Origin of the sequence: Deinococcus yavapaiensis KR-236 (assembly GCF_003217515.1) — a bacterium.
Classification (GTDB): Bacteria; Deinococcota; Deinococci; order Deinococcales; family Deinococcaceae; genus Deinococcus_A; species Deinococcus_A yavapaiensis.
This window is the reverse complement of the sequence record NZ_QJSX01000026.1, coordinates 24449-48286: the sequence shown is the minus strand read 5'-3', so window position 1 is coordinate 48286 and position 23838 is coordinate 24449. Positions and strand designations below refer to the sequence as shown.

25 protein-coding genes, 1 tRNA gene and 2 rRNA genes are annotated in these 23838 nt (G+C 65.2%); 13 read left to right on the top strand and 15 right to left on the bottom strand.

Translation table 11 applies throughout. The features are described from left to right. The 3 genes from DES52_RS21195 to DES52_RS21185 form a co-directional block, all read left to right on the top strand. A 23S ribosomal RNA gene (locus DES52_RS21195) occupies positions 1-375 on the top strand; the annotation flags it as partial. Between the two features lie 62 nt (positions 376-437). Further along, positions 438-554: ribosomal RNA gene (gene rrf / locus DES52_RS21190) — 5S ribosomal RNA — on the top strand. Positions 555-560: 6 nt separating this feature from the next. Continuing rightward, a tRNA-Gly gene (locus DES52_RS21185) sits at positions 561-636 on the top strand. Between the two features lie 54 nt (positions 637-690). Here the strand turns inward: DES52_RS21185 and DES52_RS21180 are convergent. Together DES52_RS21180 and DES52_RS21175 are read right to left on the bottom strand one after the other, a co-directional pair. Then, positions 691-2406: a GAF domain-containing sensor histidine kinase gene (locus DES52_RS21180; RefSeq protein WP_110888826.1), complete on the bottom strand. Its 1716-nt coding sequence runs from the start codon at positions 2404-2406 to the stop codon at positions 691-693. A 44-nt stretch (positions 2407-2450) separates the two neighbouring features. Beyond that, positions 2451-3161 (bottom strand): RNA methyltransferase, encoded by a 711-nt coding sequence (locus DES52_RS21175; RefSeq protein WP_170131210.1) that lies wholly within the window; start codon positions 3159-3161, stop codon positions 2451-2453. Between the two features lie 138 nt (positions 3162-3299). Here DES52_RS21175 and DES52_RS21170 point away from each other — a divergent pair, with 138 nt between their 5' ends. Further along, positions 3300-3554, top strand: coding sequence for a hypothetical protein (locus tag DES52_RS21170; protein ID WP_110888825.1), 255 nt, complete (start codon positions 3300-3302; stop codon positions 3552-3554). Between the two features lie 36 nt (positions 3555-3590). Next, entirely contained in the window at positions 3591-4286 is a 696-nt protein-coding gene (locus DES52_RS21165; RefSeq protein WP_110888824.1) for an alpha/beta fold hydrolase, read from the top strand. Positions 4287-4350: 64 nt separating this feature from the next. Here the strand turns inward: DES52_RS21165 and rpsP are convergent, their stop codons facing one another. The 4 genes from rpsP to ftsE all read right to left on the bottom strand — a co-directional run bounded on the left by rpsP (position 4351) and on the right by ftsE (position 8359). Further along, positions 4351-4629, bottom strand: a complete 279-nt coding sequence (rpsP, locus tag DES52_RS21160; RefSeq protein WP_110888823.1) for a 30S ribosomal protein S16 — start codon at positions 4627-4629, stop codon at positions 4351-4353. Between the two features lie 120 nt (positions 4630-4749). Continuing rightward, positions 4750-6819 carry a M23 family metallopeptidase gene (locus DES52_RS21155; protein ID WP_110888822.1) on the bottom strand — a complete coding sequence of 690 codons (2070 nt, stop codon included), beginning with the start codon at positions 6817-6819 and terminating at the stop codon, positions 4750-4752. Next, positions 6816-7667 carry a cell division protein FtsX gene (locus tag DES52_RS21150; protein ID WP_342767099.1) on the bottom strand — a complete coding sequence of 284 codons (852 nt, stop codon included), beginning with the start codon at positions 7665-7667 and terminating at the stop codon, positions 6816-6818. Before DES52_RS21150 ends, DES52_RS21155 begins: the two co-directional genes overlap by 4 nt. Before the next feature lie 8 nt (positions 7668-7675). After that, positions 7676-8359, bottom strand: coding sequence for a cell division ATP-binding protein FtsE (gene ftsE / locus DES52_RS21145; protein WP_110888820.1), 684 nt, complete (start codon positions 8357-8359; stop codon positions 7676-7678). 176 nt (positions 8360-8535) lie between these two features. On the opposite strand from ftsE, the gene DES52_RS21140 reads away from it, so the two are divergent. From DES52_RS21140 to tmk, 5 genes are read left to right on the top strand one after another with little or no spacing between them, the layout of a single operon-like run. Beyond that, entirely contained in the window at positions 8536-9888 is a 1353-nt protein-coding gene (locus tag DES52_RS21140; protein ID WP_110888819.1) for a S41 family peptidase, read from the top strand. A gap of 60 nt (positions 9889-9948) precedes the next feature. Beyond that, positions 9949-10623 carry a TrmB family transcriptional regulator gene (locus DES52_RS21135; RefSeq protein WP_110888818.1) on the top strand — a complete coding sequence of 225 codons (675 nt, stop codon included), beginning with the start codon at positions 9949-9951 and terminating at the stop codon, positions 10621-10623. A 53-nt stretch (positions 10624-10676) separates the two neighbouring features. Beyond that, entirely contained in the window at positions 10677-11075 is a 399-nt protein-coding gene (locus tag DES52_RS21130) for a VOC family protein (RefSeq protein WP_110888817.1), read from the top strand. Further along, positions 11072-11845 carry a Nif3-like dinuclear metal center hexameric protein gene (locus DES52_RS21125; RefSeq protein WP_110888816.1) on the top strand — a complete coding sequence of 258 codons (774 nt, stop codon included), beginning with the start codon at positions 11072-11074 and terminating at the stop codon, positions 11843-11845. Before DES52_RS21130 ends, DES52_RS21125 begins: the two co-directional genes overlap by 4 nt. A 10-nt stretch (positions 11846-11855) precedes the next feature. After that, a complete protein-coding gene (gene tmk, locus DES52_RS21120; protein ID WP_110888815.1) occupies positions 11856-12479 on the top strand; it encodes a dTMP kinase in 624 nt (207 codons plus the stop codon). Here tmk and DES52_RS21115 read toward each other — a convergent pair. Together DES52_RS21115 and DES52_RS21110 are read right to left on the bottom strand one after the other, a co-directional pair. Then, complete coding sequence (locus DES52_RS21115) at positions 12471-13079, bottom strand: ParA family protein (protein WP_110888814.1); 609 nt, start codon at positions 13077-13079, stop codon at positions 12471-12473. The two genes, tmk and DES52_RS21115, sit on opposite strands and share 9 nt — an antisense overlap. 1 nt (position 13080) lies before the next feature. Beyond that, entirely contained in the window at positions 13081-15132 is a 2052-nt protein-coding gene (locus DES52_RS21110; protein ID WP_110888813.1) for a S9 family peptidase, read from the bottom strand. Positions 15133-15212: 80 nt separating this feature from the next. Here DES52_RS21110 and DES52_RS21105 point away from each other — a divergent pair, with 80 nt between their 5' ends. Then, a complete protein-coding gene (locus tag DES52_RS21105; protein WP_110888812.1) occupies positions 15213-16568 on the top strand; it encodes an MFS transporter in 1356 nt (451 codons plus the stop codon). Positions 16569-16571: 3 nt separating this feature from the next. On the opposite strand, the gene DES52_RS21100 is transcribed toward DES52_RS21105, so the two are convergent. Genes DES52_RS21100 through deoC form a run of 5 tightly spaced genes read right to left on the bottom strand, consistent with a single transcriptional unit; the run spans position 16572 to position 21135 of the window. After that, positions 16572-18575 carry a penicillin-binding transpeptidase domain-containing protein gene (locus DES52_RS21100; RefSeq protein WP_110888811.1) on the bottom strand — a complete coding sequence of 668 codons (2004 nt, stop codon included), beginning with the start codon at positions 18573-18575 and terminating at the stop codon, positions 16572-16574. Next, on the bottom strand, positions 18572-19069 hold the full coding sequence (locus tag DES52_RS21095) for a Rod shape-determining protein MreD (RefSeq protein ID WP_110888810.1): 498 nt from the start codon (positions 19067-19069) through the stop codon (positions 18572-18574). Before DES52_RS21095 ends, DES52_RS21100 begins: the two co-directional genes overlap by 4 nt. 9 nt (positions 19070-19078) lie before the next feature. Next, positions 19079-19867: a rod shape-determining protein MreC gene (gene mreC, locus DES52_RS21090; RefSeq protein WP_110888809.1), complete on the bottom strand. Its 789-nt coding sequence runs from the start codon at positions 19865-19867 to the stop codon at positions 19079-19081. Further along, entirely contained in the window at positions 19864-20430 is a 567-nt protein-coding gene (locus DES52_RS21085) for a Maf family protein (protein WP_110888808.1), read from the bottom strand. The genes mreC and DES52_RS21085 overlap by 4 nt, the downstream gene beginning before the upstream one ends. Positions 20431-20472: 42 nt before the next feature. Beyond that, positions 20473-21135 carry a deoxyribose-phosphate aldolase gene (deoC, locus tag DES52_RS21080; protein WP_110888807.1) on the bottom strand — a complete coding sequence of 221 codons (663 nt, stop codon included), beginning with the start codon at positions 21133-21135 and terminating at the stop codon, positions 20473-20475. 71 nt (positions 21136-21206) lie between these two features. On the opposite strand from deoC, the gene prxQ reads away from it, so the two are divergent. Together prxQ and rpiA are read left to right on the top strand one after the other, a co-directional pair. Beyond that, a complete protein-coding gene (prxQ, locus tag DES52_RS21075; protein WP_110888806.1) occupies positions 21207-21701 on the top strand; it encodes a thioredoxin-dependent peroxiredoxin PrxQ in 495 nt (164 codons plus the stop codon). Then, a complete protein-coding gene (rpiA, locus tag DES52_RS21070) occupies positions 21688-22389 on the top strand; it encodes a ribose 5-phosphate isomerase A (RefSeq protein WP_110888805.1) in 702 nt (233 codons plus the stop codon). The genes prxQ and rpiA overlap by 14 nt, the downstream gene beginning before the upstream one ends. A gap of 17 nt (positions 22390-22406) precedes the next feature. On the opposite strand, the gene DES52_RS21065 is transcribed toward rpiA, so the two are convergent. Next, the gene (locus DES52_RS21065; protein ID WP_110888804.1) at positions 22407-23117 is read right to left on the bottom strand and encodes a 2-phosphosulfolactate phosphatase; all 711 of its coding nucleotides are present in this window, start codon (positions 23115-23117) and stop codon (positions 22407-22409) included. Continuing rightward, the gene (rpe, locus tag DES52_RS21060; protein ID WP_110888803.1) at positions 23114-23773 is read right to left on the bottom strand and encodes a ribulose-phosphate 3-epimerase; all 660 of its coding nucleotides are present in this window, start codon (positions 23771-23773) and stop codon (positions 23114-23116) included. Before rpe ends, DES52_RS21065 begins: the two co-directional genes overlap by 4 nt. Positions 23774-23838 lie beyond the last annotated feature (65 nt).

The following is a 23838-nucleotide window of genomic DNA, read 5'->3' as shown; positions in this document are numbered from 1 at the left end:
GCTGAAGAAGGTCCCAAGGGTTGGGCTGTTCGCCCATTAAAGCGGCACGCGAGCTGGGTTCAGAACGTCGTGAGACAGTTCGGTCTCTATCCGCTACGGGCGGAAGACACTTGAGAAGAGTTGCTCCTAGTACGAGAGGACCGGAGTGAACGCACCGCTGGTGTTCCTGCTGTTCTACCAAGGGCATAAGCAGGGTAGCTATGTGCGGATCGGATAACCGCTGAAAGCATCTAAGTGGGAAGCCGACTTCAAGATGAGGTGTCTCACTGCGCAAGCAGGTAAGACTCCCGGAAGATCACCGGGTTAAGAGGCTCGGCATGCAAGCACGGTAACGTGTTGAGTGGACGAGTGCTCATCAGTCGAGGTCTTGACCTTGGAATGCCATGATACGTCGTGTGTCGCTTCTGCATCCTGTTGTCGTGCATAACAAGAGATGCCCCCGTGCTCATAGCGCTGTGGACCCACCCCATTCCATCCCGAACTGGGTCGTGAAACGCAGTGGCGCCGATGGTACTTGGACCGCAGGGTCCTGGGAGAGTAGGTTGGTGCGGGGGTTTTTTGCGGGAGTAGCTCAGTTGGTAGAGCACCACCTTGCCAAGGTGGTTGTCGCGAGTTCGAATCTCGTCTCCCGCTCCAACCTAGGGTGCCCCTCCAATCACTGGAGGGGCACCCTATTTTACGTATTTGTATTCAAGCGATCGGGAGTTGCGCGCGAACGGACGTGCCACTGCCGCACTCACTAAGGACCGTGTAATGGCCTCCTCGGCTTTCGATTCGCTCTTTCATTTGAGCGAGGCCGAGGCCGCCCGCACTGCTGACCCGGCCGGTAAGCTGGGCAAAGTCGAAGCCTTGTCCGTCGTCCTTTACCTCTAATTCGACAGTATCTCCGCCTGTGAGGGTCACCCAAACTTCCCGGGCTTTGGCATGCTTGGCGACGTTATTGAGGCTTTCCTGCAAAATTCGGAATACGATGGCTTCGTCGCTCGGCGCCAAATTGATGTCGCCTTCGATGGACAAGTGAGTTCGTATCGAGTTTTGCTCGCCGAAGTCCTGCACGTAGCGCCGCAAGGTTTCGAGGAGACCGAAGCGTTCCAAGTCGATGGGGCGCAGCGCAAAGATGGAGCGCCGCACCTCGCGAATTTGTTCGCGCAGGATGGTGCGTGCGACCTGAACTTCGTGGACTGCTTGCTCTGAATTCTTGGAGATGAGCCGTTCGACGACGTCGAGTTTCAACGCACAAAAAGCCAGGGACTGAGCGACACCGTCGTGAATTTCCCGAGCGATGCGAGCGCGTTCCTCGCCGATGGCGAGCTCCTCGCTGTACAAGTAGGCTCGGGCGTTGCGAATGGCGAGCGTCGCTTGATTGGCGAGCAAGGCGAGGAGGGGAACCCGAACGCTTTCGAACGCGTTGAGATGCGTGTCGCCCAGGACGATGACGCCGACGATGCCCGCGTCGTCTCGCATAGCTAGACCCAGCGCAGCGCTCGCGCTTTCGAATACTTGACGTGCTTCGTCCGACGTGGCGACGACTGCTTGCCCGGATGCGGCCGTGCGCTTCACGAAGTCGGGCGTGTAGCCTTTGCGACTCACTTCTCCGTGGGAATCGCGTGACCAGACGTGCCGCAGGACGCCGTCTTCATCGGTGAGGTAAACGGCTCGCGCGGCCGCTCCGATTCGCACCGCCATGTTTTGGGTGACCCGCTCCAGCAACCGCCGCATGTTACGTTCCGCACGAATGCTCTGGTCGACTTGGTAGAGCGTAATCAGATCCTGGGTGCGTCGCCTCGCCGCTTCGACGGCCGTTCCGATTTCGGCTGCGAGGGCGCCCGCCAGGCGAAGCGTGTCGGGAGACGGCGCCTGCTCGAAGTGCAGCGTGAGGCGGCCCGTCGCCTCGCTTCCGGTGGTAAGCGCGAGACGTACCTCGTGCAAGTCGGCGGAGGGCGCGACGAGCAAGGTGCCTTCGCTCACGGCGCGCTCCAAGCCCTCGGACAGTTGAAGCCTGACGAAGACGGCGCCGAGGGCTCGTTGCGCTCCTGATACGGCGGCGTCCAGAACTTGTTCGAGGTCGGCTGCCTCCGCGAGGGTACGAATGAGGCTCTGAACGGTATCGAGTTGTTGGTGCGAAGCCCGAAGCTCTCGGTAGAGACGGCGTAACTCGCGCTCGGCGAGCTCGCGGGCGAGGACCCCTTTTTCAAGCCACTGCAGTGTGAAAAAGGTGACGAGGGGTCCGAGGACGCCGTAAAACGCGAGGTGCGCCCAGAATTGAGCTTGACCACTGCTGAGACCCGTTGCGAACAACTCGTACAAGACGACGACGAGGACGATGAGAGGTGGCAATAAGTGCCGCGTGAGGCGAAGGCGTTGCAGAACGCTCACGCTGGGAGGTGGCGAAGGGGAGGTGGTCACACGCTCAGTGTAGGAGCATGACGCCAAGCGGGCCGTGTGGCGCGTCAGGGTTTTTCGCGATTCGCTGCCCACAAGCCCTGCTGCCACAGCCCACGCAAGAACTGCACTTCGCGTTCCGAGGGCTTGGCACGGTCGAGGAGGGTACGCCAATTGCGCATGATTTGAGGGGCGCGCGCTTCGTCGGTGTAGCCGATGTTGAGCATGAACTGCAGAAGATGATCGTACATGCCGTCCATGGCTGCGCGCGGCGCCGCTTTGAACGTGGGAGGCGCTTCCTCACGCGCTTGGGCGAACTCGTAGCACAGCAGCAGGACGGCCTGCGCGAGGTTGAGGCTGGCGTAGTCACCGGTGGGAATGCGAACGCTGGCTTGACAAAGGGCCACGTCTTCGCTGGTAAGCCCCGACTCTTCGGGTCCGAAGACGAGCGCGGGTGAAGCGGACGCTTCGACCGACGGCCGAACTTGACTTGGAAGGCGGGGAATCGGAAGGTTCTTACGCTCTCGAGCGGTCGTGGCGACACAAAAATCGCGGTCGGCGATCGCCTCGGACAACGTCGGGTACGTACGTGCTTCGTGCAGGAGTGGCTCGGCGTGCACGGCCATTTTGCGAGCTTCTTCGTCGAGGGGATTGCAGCGCGGCGCGACGAGGCGCAGTTCGCGCACGTTCATGTTGAGCATGGCGCGGGCGCTGGAGCCGATGTTGCCGGGAGACTTGGGAGATACAAGGATGACGGCGAGGGATGTCACGAGACGCATGGTAGCGTGACATCCCTCGCGGCGGCACACTTCGTGTATGAATGACGCCATGCATATACGTCCCCGATGGATATTAGCTAAATTTGTTCTGCGTTGACGACGAGAATTGGAATCGATTCCCCCTGTATATTCATCGCCATGATCTATCTGACTTTCGAAGCACTCGAAATCACATCGGCCGTCGCTGCTTGCCCTGAACTGTCCGAGCGTTGGCGACAAGCGGCGCGACACAACCTCGTGAAGTCGGTCGGCCTCGGGCGGTACACTGCCGTGCTCGATTCCGACTTGGCGGCCTTGCTGCGCAAGTCGTGTCCCAACGTTCCCGCGTACAGCTACGACGATCAGGTGGACAGAGTGCAGGAAGGCGACGCGCTTCATTCGATCTTGGCTTGACGGGTCGCGGCGCGTGTCGCGTTCTACACTCGGCGCATGGCTGACACGGTGCTGTTCCTGCACGCCTTCCCCTTGTGCCGAGACATGTGGCGAGAGCAAATCGAGGTGCTCGAAGCGGCCGGCAAGCGTACGGTGGCGCACAACCTGCCAGGCTTCGGCGGGGAGGAAGGCGCGATATCTTCGCTGCCCGAGACGGCCGAGTGGATTTTGGAGCGCGTACCGACCGGTCCGCTCGACGCCATCGGACTCAGCATGGGAGGGTACTTGCTGATGGAATTGCTGCGGCAAGATCCCCTTCGCTTCGACCGAGTCGTCCTCGCCGATACGACGGCCCGCGCCGATACGAGCGAGCGCGTTGCTCAGCGAGAGGAGCAAGCTCGGCGGGCTCTGACCGAAGGCGTCGGTTTCCTTATCGCGGACGCGTCGCAAACGCACCCGCCCCTCACCGCGCAGCGCGCTTCGAAGATGATCTACCAAGCGTCTCGCGAAGGCGTGGCAGGCGCTTTGCACGCTATGGCTGCCCGAGTCGATTCCAGGAAGGATCTTCCCAAGCTTGGCGAACGGGCGATCGTCATCGTCGGCGAGAACGACACGGTCACGCCTCCCGACACGGCGCGCGAACTCGCCAAAGCGCTCGGGTCGCCCTTGCACGTCCTGCCGAACGCTGGTCACCTCAGCAATCTCGACGCCGCCGAGGCATTCAACGACGTGCTGCTGAACTTTCTGACTTGAATCGAGAGAACGATGCGCCGCGAGCCCAGCTCGCGGCGCATCGTTCTCTCGAGGAGTTGTCGGCTTAGGCTTCGACTTGTTCGGCGGCGGGCGCCTGGGCGGCGAAGACTCCCTGTGAGCGCAGGAGGCGACGCGCCGTGTCGGTCGGTTGCGCTCCGCGGGCGAGCCAGTAGCGGGCGCGTTCCACGTCCACCTTGAGGTAGCTCTCGGTGGTCTTGCGCGGGTCGTAGTGACCGACGCTCTCGATGTAGCCGCCGTCACGCGGACGACGAGCGTCCGCGACGACAATACGGTAGTGAGGGTTGTGCTTGGAGCCGAAACGCGACAAACGAATTTTAACCATGGATTTCTACTCTTCCTAATGGGTGAGGGTTAGGCTTCGCGCCCCCAGCAGCCAGCTTGAGCGCACCGACGAAGTGTATCAAAACGCGGCGGTCAGAACAAGGAGCGCTCGCGAAGCGCTTCAGAAGTTCGGGGCCACGTAATCCCAACCGTTGCCGCCGCTGTTCACCACCGCGACCGAGAAGCGCATGCCGGTGACGCCGAGAATCGGCGAGCCTCCGGTGTATCCCAGCGCCTGCCCGCGACTCACGCGGTCCCCGAGGTTGACTGTCGGTTGCTGCAAGCCCATGTACACGCCGAGCAGCTTCGTCGAGTGCTGCACCATGAGAACGTAGCCGTCGTTCGCGTTCGTGAGCTCGCGGACGACGACCCCATCGGCGGCCGACAAGACGGGCGCGTTCGCTCCACCTTCGATGACGACCCAACTCCCTTCCGCTCCGAACGGGACGCTGATGCGTCCACCAGCGATGGGAAAGCTGAGACCGCCGGTATTGGCCGGCAGCGGAGCACTTTGCGCTTGGGCTTGACGGTTTTCCTGTTGAATCTGCGCTTGCCGTGCCGCGTTCGCTTGCTGCTCGCGCTGGACGCGCGCCTGGGCTTCGGCCGCTTCCTGCTCCTTGCGCCGTGCCTGCTCGGCCGCCGCTCGGGCTGCGTCGAGTTGTCGCTGCCGTTCCGCCTTCTTGCGTGCTTCACGCTCCGCGGCGATGCGAGCCTGCTCTCGTTTCGCGGCCTCTTCCTTCGCTTGCTGTTCGGCGGCGATGCGAGCCTGCTCTCGTTTCGCGGCCTCTTCCTTCGCCTGCTGTTCGGCGGCGATGCGTGCCTGCTCTCGTTTCGCGGCCTCTTCCTTCGCTTGCTGTTCGGCGGCGATGCGTGCTTGTTCGCGTCTCGCCGCTTCTTCGCGCGCCTTGCGTTCGGCTTCCAGACGGGCTTGCTCTCGTTTCGTGTTGTCTTCTCGAGCTTGCCGCTCTGCGGCGAGGCGGATTTGCTCCCGTTTCGCGGCCTCTTCCTTCGCTTTCTGCTCGGCAGCGAGACGGGCTTGCTCTCGTTTCGCGGCCTCTTCCTTCGCTTGCTGTTCGGCGGCGATGCGAGCCTGCTCTCGCTTCGCGGCTTCTTCCTTCGCTTGCTGTTCGGCGGCGATGCGTGCTTGTTCGCGTCTCGCCGCTTCTTCGCGCGCCTTGCGCTCGGCTTCCAGGCGAGCTTGCTCTCGCCTCTCGGCCTCCTCTCGCGCTTTGCGTTCCTGCTCCAGCTTGACGAGGCGGGCTTGCTCGCGTCTTGCCGCTTCCTCGCGCGCCTTGCGCTCGGCTTCCAGCCGGGCACGCTCGCGGGCGAGGCGCTCCTGCTCTTCCTTGAGGCGACGCGCTTCCTCCTCGCGTCGCCTCCGCTCGGCTTCCTCGCGCGCTCGGCGTTCCGCTTCGATGCTTGCGCGCTCGGTCACGACTTGGCCGATGAGATCGTCGATGGTTTGCGAGGTGATCGCTTGCTGCGCCTTCGTCCGTACGGCGAGCGCCTGCTTGCCCGCTTCGGTTTCACGCAAATTGGCCAGCAAAACGCTTTGCTCGTCGCGGCGCGACCGCACGTCCACGAGCTTGGCGGCGAGTTGCGTCTGCACGTCCCGCAATTGCGCTTCGAGGGCGACGCGCTGCTCGCGTTGCGATTGGAGCAAGGTCGTCTGTTCGCGCAGCTCTTGCGTGAGGTGCACGTTCTGCTGCCCCAGTGCGTTCGCGTACCGAGCGCGGACGAGCAGATCCTGAATGCTGCGCGACTGTGACAAGACGGCAAGGTACTGTCCGCTGCGCTCGCGCTGCAAAGCTCGCATGAACTGGCGTACGCTCGCCTTGAGACGCTCTACGCGTGCCGACACGACCTCGATCTGCGTGTCGAGAATGCCGATGCCTTCCTGAACGCTTTGACGCTTCGCTTCCAAGTCGCGGCCTTGCGCTTCGAGCGTCGCGATTTGATCGCCCAAGGCGTCGAGGCGGTCGATGGCCGCGCGCTGCTGGGCGTCGAGCGAAGCGAGCTCTTTTTGGAGGTCTTCGAGTTGCGCTCTTTGCGTGTCGCCGAGGACGCGCTGCTGCTCGAGGTTGGACTGCAACGCCTCCAACTTGCGCGACATCGTTTGGGCGCTCACGACCATCATGCCGCCGCTCGACAAGGCCACGAGCGTGACGAGTGCGAGCGACCGGCGCTTCATTCGAGCTCCTTGAGGTAGCGCGCCGATGCGAAGAGGCTGCCCACGAAGCCGACGAACACCCCCAGCCCCACCAAGGCTGCCCCGAGCTGCGCGAGCAACAGCGAGTTGCGCACGAGCGGCAAGGCGGGGGCGAACTCTCCGACGCGCGTCACGAGCGCTCCATAACCGGGATAGAGCAGGCCGCCCGCGATGAGCCCGCCGAGGAGGCCGAGCAGCACGCCCTCGATCAGGTAAGGCGCGCGGATGAAGCTGCCCGTCGCGCCGAGCAGGCGCATCACGTTGATTTCGCCGCGACGCGCGTACATGGTGACGCGCACCGCGTTGAGGATGTTCAGGAGCGTTCCGAACAGCAGCAAGCCGACGAGCACGAAGCCGCCCGTTCGCACGACCGTGAGGGTTCGCGCCGCGCGGTCCACGTAGCTCGCGCCGTACTCGACGCTCTCCACGCCCGGCAGAGCCTGCACGACTTGAGCGACCTTCACCGTGTCGGCGACTCGGGAAACGCGCAACTTCAACGTGTCCGGAAATGGATTCCCAGCAAGATCGGCCGCTTCGCGCACGTACGGGTAGTCGCGCGTCATCTCCTGCAGCACGCGGTCCTTCGGCGTGAGGACCGCGTCACGCACCTCCGGCAAGGCTTGGACGCGCGTCAAAATCGCTTGCTTGTCGGCGTCGTCGTCCAAGAAGGCCGCGACTTCCACTTGGGATTCCAACTGGCCGAGCGCGCGGTCCACGTTGAGGGTCAGCAGCACGACCGCGCCGAGCATGAACAGCGCGAGAATCATGGTCGTCATCGTGGCCATCGTCGCCGTGAAGTTCGCTTTCAAGGCGATGAGGGCTTGTCGCACGTGGTATCTCATAGCGCGTACCCTCCATACGGATCGTCGCGCACCAATCGGCCCTTGCGCAGCGTCAAGGTGCGGTGGCGGTACGTCTCGACGAGGTCGCGGGCGTGCGTCGCCACGATCACGGTGGTGCCGCGCAAATTGATGTTTTGCAAAACGCGCAGCACCTCGCGGCTCGAATCCGGGTCGAGGTTGCCCGTGGGCTCGTCGGCGAGCAGGACGGGCGGTTCGCACACGATGGCGCGCGCGATGGCCACGCGCTGCTGCTCGCCTTGCGACATCTGCATCGGCAAGGCGCCGTGCTTGTGTTCCAAGCCCACGAGGCGTAACACCTCGCGCGTGCGCTCCTGCCACTCGACTTTCTTGACGCCCGTTACCCGAAGCGCGAACGTCACGTTGTCGAACGCGTTGAGGTGCGGCAGAAGTTGATTGTCTTGAAAGACCATGCCGATGCGGCGGCGGTGCATGGCCGTGCGGGCACGTCGGTAGCGTTTGAGCGGCTCGCCGCTGAAGTACACTTCGCCGCGGCTCGGAAGGGCGCGCTTGAGGATCAAGTTCATGAACGAGCTTTTCCCGGCGCCGCTGTGGCCGACGAGATACACGAACTCGCCGCGCCGGACGTGGACGTTGAGATCGTCGAGCGCGAGGGTGCGGGTGATGGGGTACTCCAAGCTGACGTGGTGGAATTCGATCATGCCGCTCCCCGAGGGAAGCGAACGACGTAGCAAAGTTCGAAGGCAAGCATGAGCTGAACATCAGCATAACCAACAACTTCATCTCATGCGTGAAGAAACCCGCCGTGAACGCGGTTCGGCGCGAGTTCGTGAAGTCGGCACACGCCGACTTCACCGCGCCGCGCTAGCTTGACGCCATGAACAAGACGGGCAAGACACTTCTCGCGATCGGTCTGCTGATCGGCACGACCGCCGTCGGGTACGCGCAATTCCGGTCGTACAGCCAAAGCGACCTCGCCGCCTCTCCGCTCAATCAGACCTTGCTTCAGACGATCGCGATCGTGGAGCAACTCGGCCTCAAGCCCGCCGACCGGACGCAACTGTTCGAAGGCGCCATCAAGGGCGCGCTCGCCACGCTGAACGATCCGTACACGCGCTACATCACTCCGCGTGAAGCCGCCCGCGACACCGAGGACCGCCAAGGCGAGTTCTTCGGCATCGGCGTGACCTTCATCGCGAACGATCTGCAAAAAGGCACGGGCGGCACGATCGAGGCGGTCTACCGAGGGCTGCCCGCAGATCGGGCAGGTGTGCAGGTCGGCGACGTGTTCCGAAAGATCGACGGCAAGGACGTCACCGCGATTCCCTTCAACGACCTCCGCGACCTCGTGCGCGGCAAGGAGGGCAGCGACGTCAAGATCGAGTTCGGGCGCGGAAGCGGCACGTACGAGGCCACCATTCGCCGCGCGCGTGTGCAAGTCGCGTCCGTGCAGTCCGCCGTGCTGCCCGACAACGTCGGATACGTCGCCATCAATCAATTCGACAACGAGCGTATCCTCACCGAGTTCCCCGCCGTCTTCGCCGACTTCAAGCGCCGCAACATCGACAAGGTCGTGTTCGACCTGCGCGGCAATCCCGGCGGCTACCTCGACATCGCCTGCCCCGTCGCCGACCTTTTTCTCTCGAGCGGTGACATCCTGCAGGTGCGCGGGCGAGGCGGCGTGCGCGAAAAGGTGCAAAGCTGCGACGACAACGCGCAAGCGTCACCTTCCCCCAACGACTACACCGGCAAGCTCGCCGTGCTCGTCGACGGCGGAAGCGCCTCCGCCTCCGAAATCGTCGCGGGCGCTCTTCAAGACGCGGGTCGCGCCACGATCATCGGCGAGAAGACCTACGGCAAGGGCGTCGTGCAGAGCGTGCAACCCCTCGCGAACGGAGGCCACCTCGCCGTCACCTTCGAAGAGTGGCTGACGCCCAAGGGACGCTCGATTCAAGGGCAAGGCATCAAGCCCGACGTCGTCGTCGCCGACACCACTCGGCCTCGATTCGTCACCTACGAGGGTACGGGCGCCAAGCCCGGCGAGAAAGTCCGCTTGTCGGTCGGAGGGCGCACGCTGGTAGCCACGGCGGACGACAAGGGCAAGTTCACCTTCTCCGATACGCCGCAACGCTCGGCGCGTTCCAACGTCAACAACGACGGCCAAGCTCTCGTCGATCCTGCCAAAGACGCGCAACTTGCCAAGGCCGTCGAGATCTTGAAGGGGCGCTGACTCCAGCGCTTCCGCTTCGCCTCGTTCCTTTCGGAAAGAGGCAGAGTAGGCTGGGAGGTAATGAGCGCCGTCGTCCACTTGCAAGCGCTGGGCCTGACCGAGTACGAAGCCCGCGCGTACACCGCCCTCTTGGCCCTCGGTCGCGCGCAACCCGCCAGAATCGCGCGTCAAGCCAACATTCCCCGGCCGAAGATCTACGAAACGCTGCAACGCCTCGAAGCGCGCGGACTCGCCGCGCGCGTCTCCGAGAGCCCCATGGAATATGCGCCGCTGTCCGCCCGAGAGTACATCGAGCGGGCGCGGCGCGGCTTTCAAGATCGCCTGTCGGCGTTGGAGCGTGACTTGTCGCGGCTCACGCCCGACCCCGCGCCCGAAGCCGTGTACGCCCTGCGCGGCGAGGCGGCCATCCGCTCGCTGTGCGAGACGCTCGCGCTCGGCGCGCGTCGTTGCCTCTTCTTGGCGGGAGAGGGGCCGTTCGTGGCGCACTTAGAGGACGTCACGCCGAGAGGCGTGGAGGTGACGCGAACGGGATTGCGCGACCTGCCGGCGATCGCGGCGGTGGGGCAGAGCGGCTTGTTGCTCGCGCGCGACGACGAGGCGGCCGTCATCGCGCATTTCGTGCCCGACGGTTCACGCGAGGCGCACGGCGTTCACACGCACAACCCCGTCATCGTGAAGCTCGTCGAGGGGTACGTGGCGCTCGCGTCGAAGGCGGGGAAGAGGGCGGTCAGCTGACGTCTCTCGCGAGGTGACAAGGCGAGGGTGCGCGCGAGCATTACGCTTCCAGCATGACTTCCTTGATCGTCGGATTGGACCACGTGCAAGTGTGCGCGCCCGAAGGATGCGAGCACGACGCCCGCCGCTTCTTCGGGGAGTTCCTCGGCTTGCCCGAACTCGTCAAGCCGCTCGCCTTGCGCGCCAACGGCGGCGCCTGGTTCGGCTTGCCCGACGGTCGGCAACTTCACGTCGGCGTAGAGCGCCCTTTCACGCCCGCGACGAAAGCGCACCCGTGCCTTCGCTGCGCCGAGCTGAGCGCCATGATCGAACGCGCCCGAGCGTTCGGAATTCCGTTCGAGATCGACGAGCGCGTCGACGTGCCTCGGCTGTATCTTCGCGATCCTTGGGGTAACCGCTTGGAGATCGTGCAGGGCGCGCACGTTTCGGAACTCGCTACAATGCCTCAGTGACCGCTTCCGCTCCCACCGTCGCGCGCGCCGAGCTCGTTCGCTGGCTCAACGAGTACCTCGGCACGACCCGCTTTCCCGACCGCTCGATGAACGGCCTGCAAATCGAGGGCAAGCCCGAGATTCGCCGCGTGGCCGTCGCCGTCGACACGAACCTGCGCACCATCCAAGACGCCGTGGACGCGGGCGCCGACCTGCTCATCACCCACCACGGCCTCTTTTGGGGTGAGCCGCTCGCGCTCGTCGGTCCTCACCGCACGCGCGTACAAGAAGCGCTCGGCGCGAACCTCAACCTCTACACGTCGCACATCCCGCTCGACGCGCACCCCGAAGTCGGCAACAACGCCATGATCGCCTCGGCGCTCGGATTGCAAAACGCGCAGCCGTTCGGCTCCTACCGAGGCTTCAAGATCGGCGTGAAGGGCGACTTGCCCATCCCCATGTCGCTGCAGGACTTCGCGGACCGCTTGCAGCGCCTCACCGGGGAAATCTGCCTCGTGCACGGAGGCGGGCCGGGCGAGGTGCGCCGCGTCGGAATCATTTCGGGCGCCGCGTCCGAAAGTGTCGTCGAAGCGGCGGCCGAGGAACTCGATACCTTCATCACGGGCGAGCCGAAGCACCAGGACTTCGCGTTGCCCTTCGAACTCGGAGTCAACTCCGTGTACATCGGGCATTACGAATCCGAGACTTTCGGCGTGCGCGCCCTCGCCGCCAAGATCGAGGAGACCTTCGGCTTGCCGTGGCAGTTCATCCACGTGCCGACGGGTCTGTGAAAGCCAACCCGTGAGCCTGTTCGTCACCTTCGAGGGTCCGGAGGGCGCCGGGAAAAGCACGCAAGTCCGCAGGCTCGCCGAACGCCTCGATGACCATGGCGTGCCGCACCTCCTGACGCGCGAGCCCGGCGGAACCGAACTCGGCGTGAAGGTGCGCGAAGTGGTCCTCGAAAGCGACCTCGACATCGCGCCGTTGAGCGAGTTCCTGCTGTACTCGGCGAGCCGCGCGCAACTCGTACGCGACGTCATCCGACCCGCCCTCGACGACAAAAACGTCGTGGTGTGCGACCGTTACGCCGACTCTAGCGTCGCTTACCAAGGGTACGGGCGCGGCTTGCCGCTCGATTTCCTGAGCACCGTCACGTGGGAAGCGACGGGCGGCTTGATGCCGCACGTGACCTTTTTGCTGGACCTCGATCCGCAAGAGGGCTTGCGCCGCGCGGCGACACGCGGCGCGCACGACCGCCTCGAGCGAGCGGACCTCGCCTTTCACGAGCGCGTTCGGCGCGGCTTCCTGACGCTCGCGGACGCCTCGCCGGAACGTTTCGTGATTCTCGACGCGACCCGCCCGCCCGAAGCGCTCTCGGAAGCGGTCTGGTTTCTCGTGTCGCGCACCCTCGGCGCGTCAAGCTGAAAACAGCTCGCTCGTGAGGGCGCTCACGTCACTCCACGCGCTCGCTCCACCGCGCACGTCGCACGCCAGGCAGCCGCGCTCGGCGGCCGTCAGGTAAGCGTTGTACGCACGAATGATCGTCGAAGCGACCGAGACTCCCTCTCTGGAAAGGGCGTCCCGCGCCCGCTTGCCTGCTCCGCCGACGGCCGGGGCGCGCGCGATGACGCACGACACCTTCTCGAACTCCGCGTGAGGACGCAGCGCCTCGACCATGCTGCGCGTCGCGTCCAACTCGGTCACCCAGGGGCCCGTCGGTACCAGCAGGACGTCCGTGCGCTTCAGCGTTTCGCGAAGCTTGCGGAGACCGCCCCGGCCGGGCGTGTCGATCACGACGAAGTCGACGTTTCGCAGCTTCTTGGGCTTCACGTCCTCGGGACGCAGTACCTCGAAGCCGAGCGTCTCGCCGCGCGAAGCCCACCTCGCGCCGCTGCCCACCCGCTCGTCCTCGTCGAGCAGCACCACTCGCTTGTCTCGTCGAGCGAGGCAGCCGGCGAGGTGAACGGCGAGGGTGGACTTTCCGACTCCACCCTTCCACGACGCGAGCGTCACGACGAAACTCACCTCAGGCGTCGAACCGTCCTTCGAGGGCGGCGATCATGAACGCGTACTCCTCGGCCGTTTCCTTGAGGGCGTCGTAGCGACCGCTGCTGGAGAAGTGCCCGCCGCCCATGAGGGTCTTGAGCACGAGGACGTTCCCGTCCGTCTTGCGCTCGCGTAGCCTCGCCGCCCACTTCGCCGGCTCCCAGTAAGCCACGCGCGGATCGTTGAGACCCGTCGAGATCCACAAGTGCGGATAGGCTTTCGCCTCGACGTTGTCGTAGGGACTGTACGCCTTCATCACCTCGTAGAACGTCGGATCGGCCGGATTGCCCCACTCGTCCCACTCGAGCGTCGTGAGGGGAATCGACGCGTCGAGCATCGTCGTCACGACGTCCACGAACGGAACGCCGGCGAGCACCACCTTGAACAAGTCGGGCCGCATGTTGGTGACGGCGCCCATGAGAAGGCCGCCCGCGCTGCGTCCCATCACCGCGAGGTGCGAAGGCGTCGTCACGCCTTGCCCAACGAGGTGCTCGGCGACGTCCACGAAGTCCGTGAAGGTGTTCGACTTCGCGTGCAGCTTGCCGCCCTCGTACCACGCGCGGCCCATCTCGCCGCCGCCTCGAATGTGCGCGATCGCGAACACGAAGCCTCGATCGAGCAGCGGAAGGCGCGTTGCCATGAACGACGGGTTGATGCTCAAGCCGTAGCTGCCGTAGCCGTACAAGAGGGTTTTGGCGGGCCGCGCGATGTCCTTGCGGTGCACGAGGCTCACGGGAACGCGCGCGCCGTCACGCGCCGTGATCCACATCCTCGACGATGTGTACAGCTCAGGATCGTAGTTCGGGACGGGCGTTCGCTTCACCTCGCGCAACTCCAGCGTTTCGAGGTTCAAGTCGAGGTGCGTCGAGGGCGTGACGAGGCTCGTGTACACGAGCCTGGCGGTCGTCGCCGCGAACTCGTGGTTCTCGCCGACGCGCACCGTGTAGACCTCCTCGGGGAACGTCACCTCACGCGCCGTGTCCTCGTCTCGGCGCAGGACCCACAAGCGCGTCGTGCCGCCGCTTCTTCCGCTCACGAGCAAGAAGTTCTCGAAGACCGTGACGCCCTCCAGAAAGCGCGCTTCGTCGTGCGGCAAGATCTCGCGTACTTCGCCGCCCTCTTTGGCGAGCCCGATCAGCTTGAATTCGCGCGCGCCGTCCTCGTTCGTGAGGATCAGCCACTCATGCCCGCCGTCCTCGACGCTGTACTCCACGCCACGTCGCCTCGGCGCGATCACCTCGAAGGCGCCGCTCGTGTCGGTCGCTCGAAGGCGCCGCACCTCGGTCGTCATCGTGGAATCCGACGTCAAGAGAAGTTCGTCGCCCGAGTCGCTCGTGTTCAGACGCAGCGTGTACGTCTCGTCATCCTCGCGGTACAGCCGTTCGTCCGAGGCCGGATCTTCGCCGAGTCGGTGGCGATACACCTCGAAGGGCCGCCAAGCCTCGTCGTTGCGAATGTAGTACAGGTACGATCCGTCCGCGCTCCACGCGAGGCCCGCGTCACTCACATCTTGAACGCCCGTCCGCGTTTCCGCGCCCGTCATGAGGTCGCGCACGCGAAGCTCGTATCGCTCCGCGCCCGCCGTGTCGAGTTGATACGCCAAGAGGGCATGGTCGCGGCTCGGCAGGGTCCGGCCGATCCAGACGTTTTCCAGGCCCTCACGCCGCTTGAGCTCGTTGCCGTCGAGCAAGACTTCCTCGGCGCCTCCTTCTCGGTGGCGGCGGCAGTGAATGGGGTAGTCGAGGCCTTCGACGGTGCGCGTGTAGTACTCGAAGTCGCCCCATGGCACGGGCGGCGAGTCGTCCGTCTCCTGAACGTGCGAAAGCATCTCTTGATACAGCTCGCCTTGCAATCCTCGGAGGGGCTCCATCACCTTCGCGAGGAAGGCGTTCTCGGCGTGCAGGTGCGCCATCACGTCCGGATGGTCGCGCTCGCGCAGCCACGAGTACTCGTCCGTGCGGCGGTCTCCGTGGCGCTCGTGCACGACCGGACGCGACGCAGCGACGGGCGGCTGAGGATTCGTTTTCGTCATGACGCCAGATTACAAGTTCTCTTTGCGCGATGCGCCATAAGGCGGACGCTTCGCCCGCTCGTCTTGCCTACACTGTCCGCATGTCCGAGCCGACGCCGAACGGCTGGCGCACCTTCCTGACTCTGTGGGGCACCCAGTCCCTGAGCGTCGTGGGCAGCGCGCTGTCATACTTCGCGATCACCATCTACCTCACGCAGACGCTCTACCCCAATCCCGATCAGAAGGCCAGCCTCGCGTTCGCTCTCTCGGCGGTCGCGCTCGCCGGAGCGTTGCCCGCCATTTTCGGATCGCCCATCGCGGGGGCGTGGGCGGACCGCCATGATCGGCGACGCGTCATGCTCACGTGCGACTTCGGCAGCGCCCTCGTGAGCGCCCTGCTCGCCGTCCTCGTGGTCTTCGGGGCGCTGCCGTTGTGGGCGCTCGTGCCGCTCGTCGCGCTCGGCTCCCTTCTCGGCACCTTCCACGGATCGGCGTTCGACACGAGTTACGCCGTTCTCGTTCCCCACGACAAGCTGCCTCGGGCCAACGGCATGATGCAAACGCTGTGGACGCTGTCGGGCTTGCTGGCCCCGGGGCTCGCGGCCTTCCTGATCGCCGCCCCGGCCTTGCTCGGACAGCGCGGCGTGGCGTTGCCGTTGTTGCACGACGGGACGGCCCTCGTCTTCCTCCTCGACGCGGTATCCTTCGTTTTCGCCGGTCTCGTCCTCACGCGACTGCACATCCCGACGCCACCTCGAAGCGACGAGCGGCCCAAGAGCTTGTGGTCGGACGTGGGCTTCGGCTTCAAGTACATTTTCGCGCGCCGACCGTTGCTGTGGCTGCTCGGAACGTTCAGCGTCGTGAACTTCATCGGCGGACCGCTCGGCGTGTTCGAGCCGCTCATCGTGAAGTTCACCCTCGGACCCGACTGGACGGCGCGCGGTTTGACGTTCGAGGCGGCCCTCGCCATCCTCACGACCATCGGCGGTCTCGGCGGCGTGCTCGGCGGCGTGCTCATCTCGACGTGGGGCGGCCTCAAGGAGCGGCGTGTGTTTGGCGTGCTCGTTCCCATGATTCTCGCCGGCTTCGCCTTGATCGCGTTCGCGCTGTCCACGAACTTGTACCTCTCGGCGTTTCTCGCGGCGATCAACTTCGGCATGACTCCCATCCTCAACGCGCACTCTCAAGCGATTTGGCAAACGCAGGTGCCCCCCGAGATGCAAGGCCGCGTGTTCAGCGTTCGCCGCCTGATCGCTCAGTGCACGGGTCCCTTCTCCACCTTCCTCGCCGGCATCGCCGGAGGCGTCTTCTCGCCGTCGAGCGTCCTGCTCGTCCTCGGCATCGTGCAAGTCGTGTTCTGCATCGCCCAGCTCTTCAATCCGTACTTGCGCCGCGTGGAGGACAAGGCGTGGCTGGAACGAATCGCCGCCAAGCGATCCACTCCAGCGGCCGACTGACGCTCAGGGCGTCTTCTTCGGGGCGGTCGGCTGCGCCGTGGAAGCGTGCGCGCCGTCGCTCGCCGGCCCGCGGGCGTCCAGTTCCCCAAGGCAAGGAGTCTGCTGATACATCGGCGGGTCGAGCTTGCCGTTTTCGTCCACCTTCAAGCACCAGCGCGCCGCGAACATCTTCGCCACGGCGGGCAGGGCCGTTCCCGAGCCTTCGCCGCCGTTTTCGAAAAAGGCCACGACGAGGAAATTCGGGTTGTCCACCGGGCCGTAACCTTCGTACCACGCGTTGGTGTAGCCGAGGTTGAATTTCTTGCTGAGGGCGTTCTCGGCCGTACCTGTCTTGCCCGCCGTCGGAACCGGGAACTTGTCCGGCCCGAGGATGTGCGCCGCCGTGCCACTTTGTCCGCTGCCGCGCGTCGTCGTCCACTCCATGCCTTGCTTCACGAGCTTGAAGTTCTTCACGTCGCCCGGCACTCGGCGCTCGGCCTTGCGCGGACGCGGCTCGCCCCCGACCGCCTTCAAGACTGTCAATGGTCGCTGGCGCCCCTCGTCCACGATGGCCGAAAGAACGTACGCGATTTGTGCGGGCGTCACGCGCAGGGCGTCCTGACCGATCGCGAACGACAAGGCTTGGCCCGGGAAGTATCGTTCGCCCGCCGGTCGAACGTCGGCCCAGCGCTTCTCCTCGTTGCGTTGGCTCGGCAAGTACCCCGTCTTCTCGCCGATGATCTCCAAGCCCGTCTCGCGGCCGAATCCAAGCTCCTTGGCGCGCTGAGCGAGGTAGTTGCTGAAGATGACGGGATTCGCGTCGATCGCCGCTTGGTAGTACCAGGTGTTGCAAGAGTTCGCGATCGCCGCACGGCCGTCCATCATCCCCATGAATCGAAACGACCAGTTGCGGCGAATGCTGCCGTAACGAATGAAGGGCGTGCACGAAAAGCTCTTGTTGCCCCAACGCTCGATGTACGCGAGGGTCGACGTCGGCTTGAAGACCGAGCCCGAGTCGTACATCTGCACGGCGCGGTTCATGGTGGAGTACCCGTTTCGCCCCAGCAGCGCATCGGCGAGTTGCGGCGGCCTCGGCGATTGGGAGAACCAGTTCGGATCGTAGGTCGGGCTGCTGGCAAGCGCCAGCACCTCGTTCGTGCGCGGATCGAGCGCGACGATGGCGCCGTTAACGCTCGTGTCGGGCGGATCGCCGTGCCTGGCGCGCGTCTCGTTGATTTGCTTGAGGCCTTCGCGCAGCGCCCGCTCGGCCGCCGCTTGAAGACGCGAGTCGATCGTGAGGACGACGTCCTTCCCCTTTTGACCAGGATCGACGACGCGCTCGCCTTGCGCTTGACCTGCCGCCGTGACTTCCACGCGTCGCACGCCGTTGCGGCCCTTCAAAATGTCTTGCAAGCTCGCCTCGAGACCTGTCGCGCCCACGAGATCGCCGAGGGCGTAGCCGCTCTCCTTGACTTCCGATTCGTTCGCTTCGCGCGTGTAGCCCAGCAAGTGCGCGGCGAGCGAGCCTTGCGGGTAGAAGCGCTCGACGCGCTCGCGCAACTCCACGTTGCCCAAGCCCACCGTGAACTCGTACAACGCGGCCAGTTTGTCTTCGGCCACGTTGCGCACAAGCGTCACTTCGCCGCCCGGCTCGACCTTCGGCAAGTCGGCGTTGTCGTAACCGCTGAGAAAGCGCAGCCGTTCCCAATCGGCAATGTCGCCGCCCTTGTACACGAGATCCACGGCGAGGCGGTTCGTGACGATCAGCACGCCGTCACGCGTACGGATTTCGCCGCGAAGCGCGCGCACGATCTCGTCACGCTGAAAGTTGTCGGCGCTTTGCGTGGCGAAGCTGGAGTACCGCTTGATCTGCAAGTCGTAGATGCGGGCCGTGAAGCCTCCGAGGAAAAGCGTGAACAAGAGCGCGAGGACGTGCGGGCGGCCCACGAGACTGCGGGAAGCAGGACGGGCGGACGCACCCTGCTCGCGTCGGGGACGAGCGACGAACCGGCCTCTCGTGCGCGTCACGCCAGCCCCTCCTCGACGCTGCCGCGCGGCCCGAACGCCCACGTCGCGAAGCGCTCCACCATCGGCGCGAGGACGAGCGTTCCGACGAGCGCGGCGGGCAGAACGGTCGAGAGCGTCGTGACCGTCACGAGGTCGTTGCGCAGCCAGTACGTCAGGATCAGGAACGCGATCCACTGACCCACGGTCGCCGTCGTGACCGACACGATCGTCTGAAGCAAGCCGTCGGAGGCGAGAAAGCGCCGCAAGCCCAGCACCAGCAGCACGCCGCCCGCGACGGCGGCGGCATGCAAGCCCAGCAGGGACGCGTGGCTCAGGACGTCTTGCACGAGGCCGATGAGGTACGCGGCGAGCAAGGCGGGCAGCGGACGCCAGCGAAACGCGAGCGCCACCGCCGTCAGCAAAAAGAGGTCGGGCGCGCTGACGCTCGCGGGCAGCAGCCGAGTGAGGGCGCCTTGAACGCCGATCAGAAGCAGGAGGTACACCAGGATTCGCATGAAGGGCCGTTAAAGGGCGCGCAGCAGCGCGACTTCTTCGAGAGATGTGATATCGGCGGCGGGTTTGACGATGACGCTGCGGCGCACGTCGTTCGAGCCGAGCGGCAAGATTTCCTCGACGGACCCGACGCGAATGCCCGACGGGTACACTCCGCCGAGGTTCGACGTCTCCACGACGTCTCCGACGCGCACGTCGACGCTGAGGGGAAACTCGGCCTTGAGGCGCTCGGACGAATACCCGAACGCGAGGCCCCGCCCTCCGCGCCAACCTTCACGCGCGAGGCTCACGCCGACGCGGCTTTCGGGATCGAGGATCGTCGTGATGGCGGCGCTCGTGCCGTCCACGCTCGTCACCTGCCCGACCAGGCCGGCGGGCACGGTGGCGGGCATGCGCAAGCTCACGCCGTCACGAATTCCCTTGTTCACGGTGAGGCGTGACAGCAGGGGAGACGGGTCCACGGCGACGACCGACGCGACCGTCACGAGACTCGGGCTTTGCGTCGCGCGAATCTGGGCGGCTTCCTTCAAGCGTGCGTTTTCGCGCTCCAGGACGCTGAGACGGCCGCGCAGCACATCGTTTTGCGAGCGAAGCTCACGGTAGCGCCGCGCGATGTCGCGTTCCTCCACGAGCGTGCCGTACGCTCCACGAACGTTGTCGGCGGCGCCGTCGAAGAGTTGCGTCAAGGGCAGGATGCCGCTCGTCACGGCGAGCGGCGGCGTGATTTGAAAGCGTGTCGCTGCCATGCTGACGAGCATCAGCAGGACGTAGACGACGGCGAGGCGACGCCACGCGTTCACGCCAAGACCTCCACGCCCGCGCGCCGCAGCAAGTCGATCACGAGCGGAAGGGGAAAGCCCACGACGTTCGAGTAGTCCCCTTCCACGCGCGCGACGAGGGCGAGCCCGAGCTCTTGGATGCCGTAGCCGCCCGCCTTGTCGAGACCTTCGCCGCTGCGCGCGTACCACGCGACTTCGGCGTCTGTGAGGTCACGGAACGTCACGCGCGTCATTTCCACGCGCGCCTCCTGAGCGGCGCCGAGGACCGCCACGCCCGTGAAGACGGCGTGCGTGCGTCCCGCCAACTTGCGAACGTACGCGGCGTTCTGGGCTTCGTCGACCGGCTTGCCGAGAATCTCGCCGTCCAGTGCGACGAGCGTGTCCGAGGCGATCACGACGGCGTGCGGCGCGAGCGCTTTCACCGCTCGCGCTTTTTGCAGCGCGAGGTCGCGCGCCACGTCGGCGGGGTCCTCGAACGTCGACACTTCCTCGGTGTGGGCGGTCACGACACGAAACGTCACCCCGAGGCGCGACAGGAGGTCGCGCCGTCGAGGGCTTTGCGAAGCGAGCACGAGATCCGTCACGACTTCATTCTCCTCGAAGCAGCGCAGGCAAGGCGAGCGAGATCAGTACGATGTACGGTTCTCGCCGCCCGTCACGATTGCCACGCCTCCCGACGTGCCCAGACGCGTCGCCCCCGCTGCGATCATCGCGAGGGCGTCCTCACGCGTGCGAATGCCGCCCGAAGCCTTGATCTGCGCGCCGCCCTTCAGCGCGTCCTTCATGAGGGTGACGTCGCTGAGGGTCGCGCCGCCCGTGCCGAACCCCGTGGAGGTCTTCACGAAGTCGGCGCCCGCGCTCAGGGCCGCGAGGGTCGCGCCGCGCTTCTGGTCGTCGGACAGGTAGCACGTTTCGATGATGACCTTGAGGATCTTGCCCTCGGTGGCGCTCCGCACGGCGACGATGTCCGCCTGGACTCGGCCGAAGTCGTTCGAGACGGCCGCGCCGATGTCGATCACCATGTCGATTTCGTCCGCGCCCGCTTCGACGCTCGCTGCCGCTTCCGCCGCTTTCTGGCGCGGCAAGAGCGCGCCGAGCGGAAAGCCGCAGACGGTTGCGATCAACACGCGCGACCCCGCCAACTCCTCTTTGGCGAGGGGAACGTACACGGAATTGACGCACACCGCCTTGAACGCGTGCTCGCGCGCCTCCGCGCACAGCTTTCGAATGTCGCTCGGAGTTGCGGTCGCCTTTAACAGGGTGTGGTCAATGAAATCGGCCAAATTCACGTCTCACAGAATAGCGGGGAAACTTAAGAGGAGATGACGGTCGTCTCGCCGAGCCTTGGTATTCTCGCGTCATGACGCAACCCGAGACGCTGGCACCCGGAGTCCCCTTTCCTCCTTTCGCCTTGCATGACGCGAGCGGTGAACTGCACACCCTCGCGCGGTACGCGGGCCGCTACGTCGTCTTGTACGCCTACCCCAAGGACGACACGCCGGGCTGCACGAAGGAAGCCTGCGATTTTCGCGACAACGCCGAACTTCGCGAGCACGGCGCCGTCATCCTCGGCGTGAGTCGCGACGACGCCGACAGCCACGCTAAGTTCACCGAGAAGTACTCCCTCAACTTTCCCCTGCTCACCGACGAGAGCGCCGAATACCTGAAATCCATCGACGCGTTCGGCACGAAGAACACGTACGGCAAAGTCAGCGAGGGCGTGAAGCGCTCCACCTTCCTCATCGCGCCCGACGGGACGCTCGTGAAAGCCTGGAGGGCCGTGAACGTCGAGGGCCACGCGCAGCAAGTGCTCGCGGCCCTTCAAGAGCACAAGGCAAATCATGCCTCATCGTAAAGAGCTCAAGCAGGAAGCCGCCGTGCGGGCCGCCGCCCTCGTCGAGTCGGGCATGCGCGTCGGGCTCGGCACGGGCAGCACCGCGAAGTACGCGATTCTCGAACTCGGGCGTCGTCTGCGTGAAGGCGAACTCACCGACATCGTCGGCGTGCCCACCTCGGACGCCAGCGATACGCTCGCGCGCGCGCAAGGCATCGAGATCGTCGAGCTCGGCACGCTCGAGCTCGACCTCGCCATCGACGGCGCGGACGAAATCGACCCGAATCTCGACCTCATCAAAGGGCTCGGCGGCGCGCTCACGCGCGAGAAACTCGTGGAACTGCGCGCGAAGCGCCTCGTGATCATCGCCGACGACGCGAAGCTCGTCACGCGTCTCGGCGAAAAAGCCGCCCTTCCGATCGAAGTCGTGCGCTTCGGCTTCGAAAGCACCCTGGCCCGTCTCGCCGACCTCGGCGCCCGCGGCACGCTGCGCGAGCAAGGCGGGCAAGCGTACGTCACCGACAACGGCAACTACATCTTCGACGCCCGCTTCGGCGACGCCCTTCCGGATGCCGCCACGCTCGCCGAGCGCCTCAAGCTCACGCCGGGCGTCGTCGAGCACGGCCTGTTCCTCGGGATGGCGACCCAGGCGTTCGTGGCGTCGAGCGAAGGCGTGCGGGAGATACCCGCTCGATCACGAACGAGTTGAAGGGGCGAGCGCAGCGATCACTTCACGAAACGTAGCGCGCCTTCCACGTCTTGCCCTTCGGCCAAAACGGGCACGAGGGTGGACGTGGAAGGTTGGGCGCTGTAACGAACGTCCTCGCCCAGACCCAAGCGGTCGAGGGCGATTCCGTGCGTGGAACTCGACAAGGCTTCGAGCGGGTCGGGCGTGTTGCGCCGCACCATGAGGGCGATGCGCGCGCCGTCGTCGATCGTGACGCTGCTCATCGCCATGAGGTACTCGCACAACACGCCCGCCGTGTACACGTCCTCCAAACCGACGCGACCGTCGGTGCCCGCGCAGGCGATGGCGATCTCCTCGACGGCGATGGCACGCGCGCGCCGCGCGGCGGCGTGCGCGTTTCGCAAGGACGCCAGGAAGACGTGCTTGCCCGATTTTCCGGCGACGTGAGCGGCGCCCGTACCGTTGGTGGTGTTCATCACGACGACTTTGCCCGTGAAGTTCTGCGAGTCGGCCTCGATGGGCGAATTGCCGAAGTCGAAGCCGGGAATGGGCAGACCGCCGCGTTCTCCGCCGAGCAGCACGCCTTCACCGCGCAACTCCAAGGCGCGTTCGGGAGAGGAGGTGAGCAGCAGACTTTCCGCGCCACGCTCCAAGTAGACGCTCGCCGTCGTCGTGGCCCGCAAGACGTCCACGACGAGGACGGTGTCGGGGTAACTTCCATGCGGCAGGAGATCGACGCGCAGCCTCACAGAACGCTCTCCCGCAAGCGCCGCACGCCCGCTTCCGGTCCGTCGGGACCGAAGACGCTGGAGCCTGCCACGAGGACCGTCGCGCCCGCCTCCACGAGCGCCCGGGCGTTGTGGGGAGAGACGCCGCCGTCGACTTCGAGCTCGGCGCTCGAGCCGAGCGCGTCGAGCCAAGCGCGCACCGTTCGGACGCGCTCCAAGCTGCTCTCGATGAACCGCTGGCCGCCGAACCCGGGATTCACGCTCATGATCAGCACGAGGTCCACGTCGGCGAGAACGGGCCGAATCGCTTCCAGGGGCGTGCCGGGATTGAGGGTGACGCCCACGCGCTTTCCAAGGGACTTGATGACTTGAACCGCGCGGTGAACGTGCGGCGTTGCCTCCACGTGCACGGTGATTCCGTCCGCGCCCGCGTGCACGAAGTCTTCGAGGTAACGCTCGGGCGCTTGGATCATGAGGTGCACGTCCAAGAACAGGCTCGACGCGCGCCGCGCCGCCGCGAGGATCGGGAGGCCGAAGGAGATGTTGGGAACGAACGCGCCGTCCATGACGTCGATGTGCGCGTACGTGGCGCCCGCCGCATCGATGGCCGCGAGCTCCTCGCCGAGACGTGTGAAGTCGCACGACAGAAGGCTGGGCGCGAGTTGAAAGGACCGCATTAGGACCACTTTACAGTGTTCTAAGGTTGACGCGCATGAAGTGGGAAGTCGGCGGCGAACTCAAG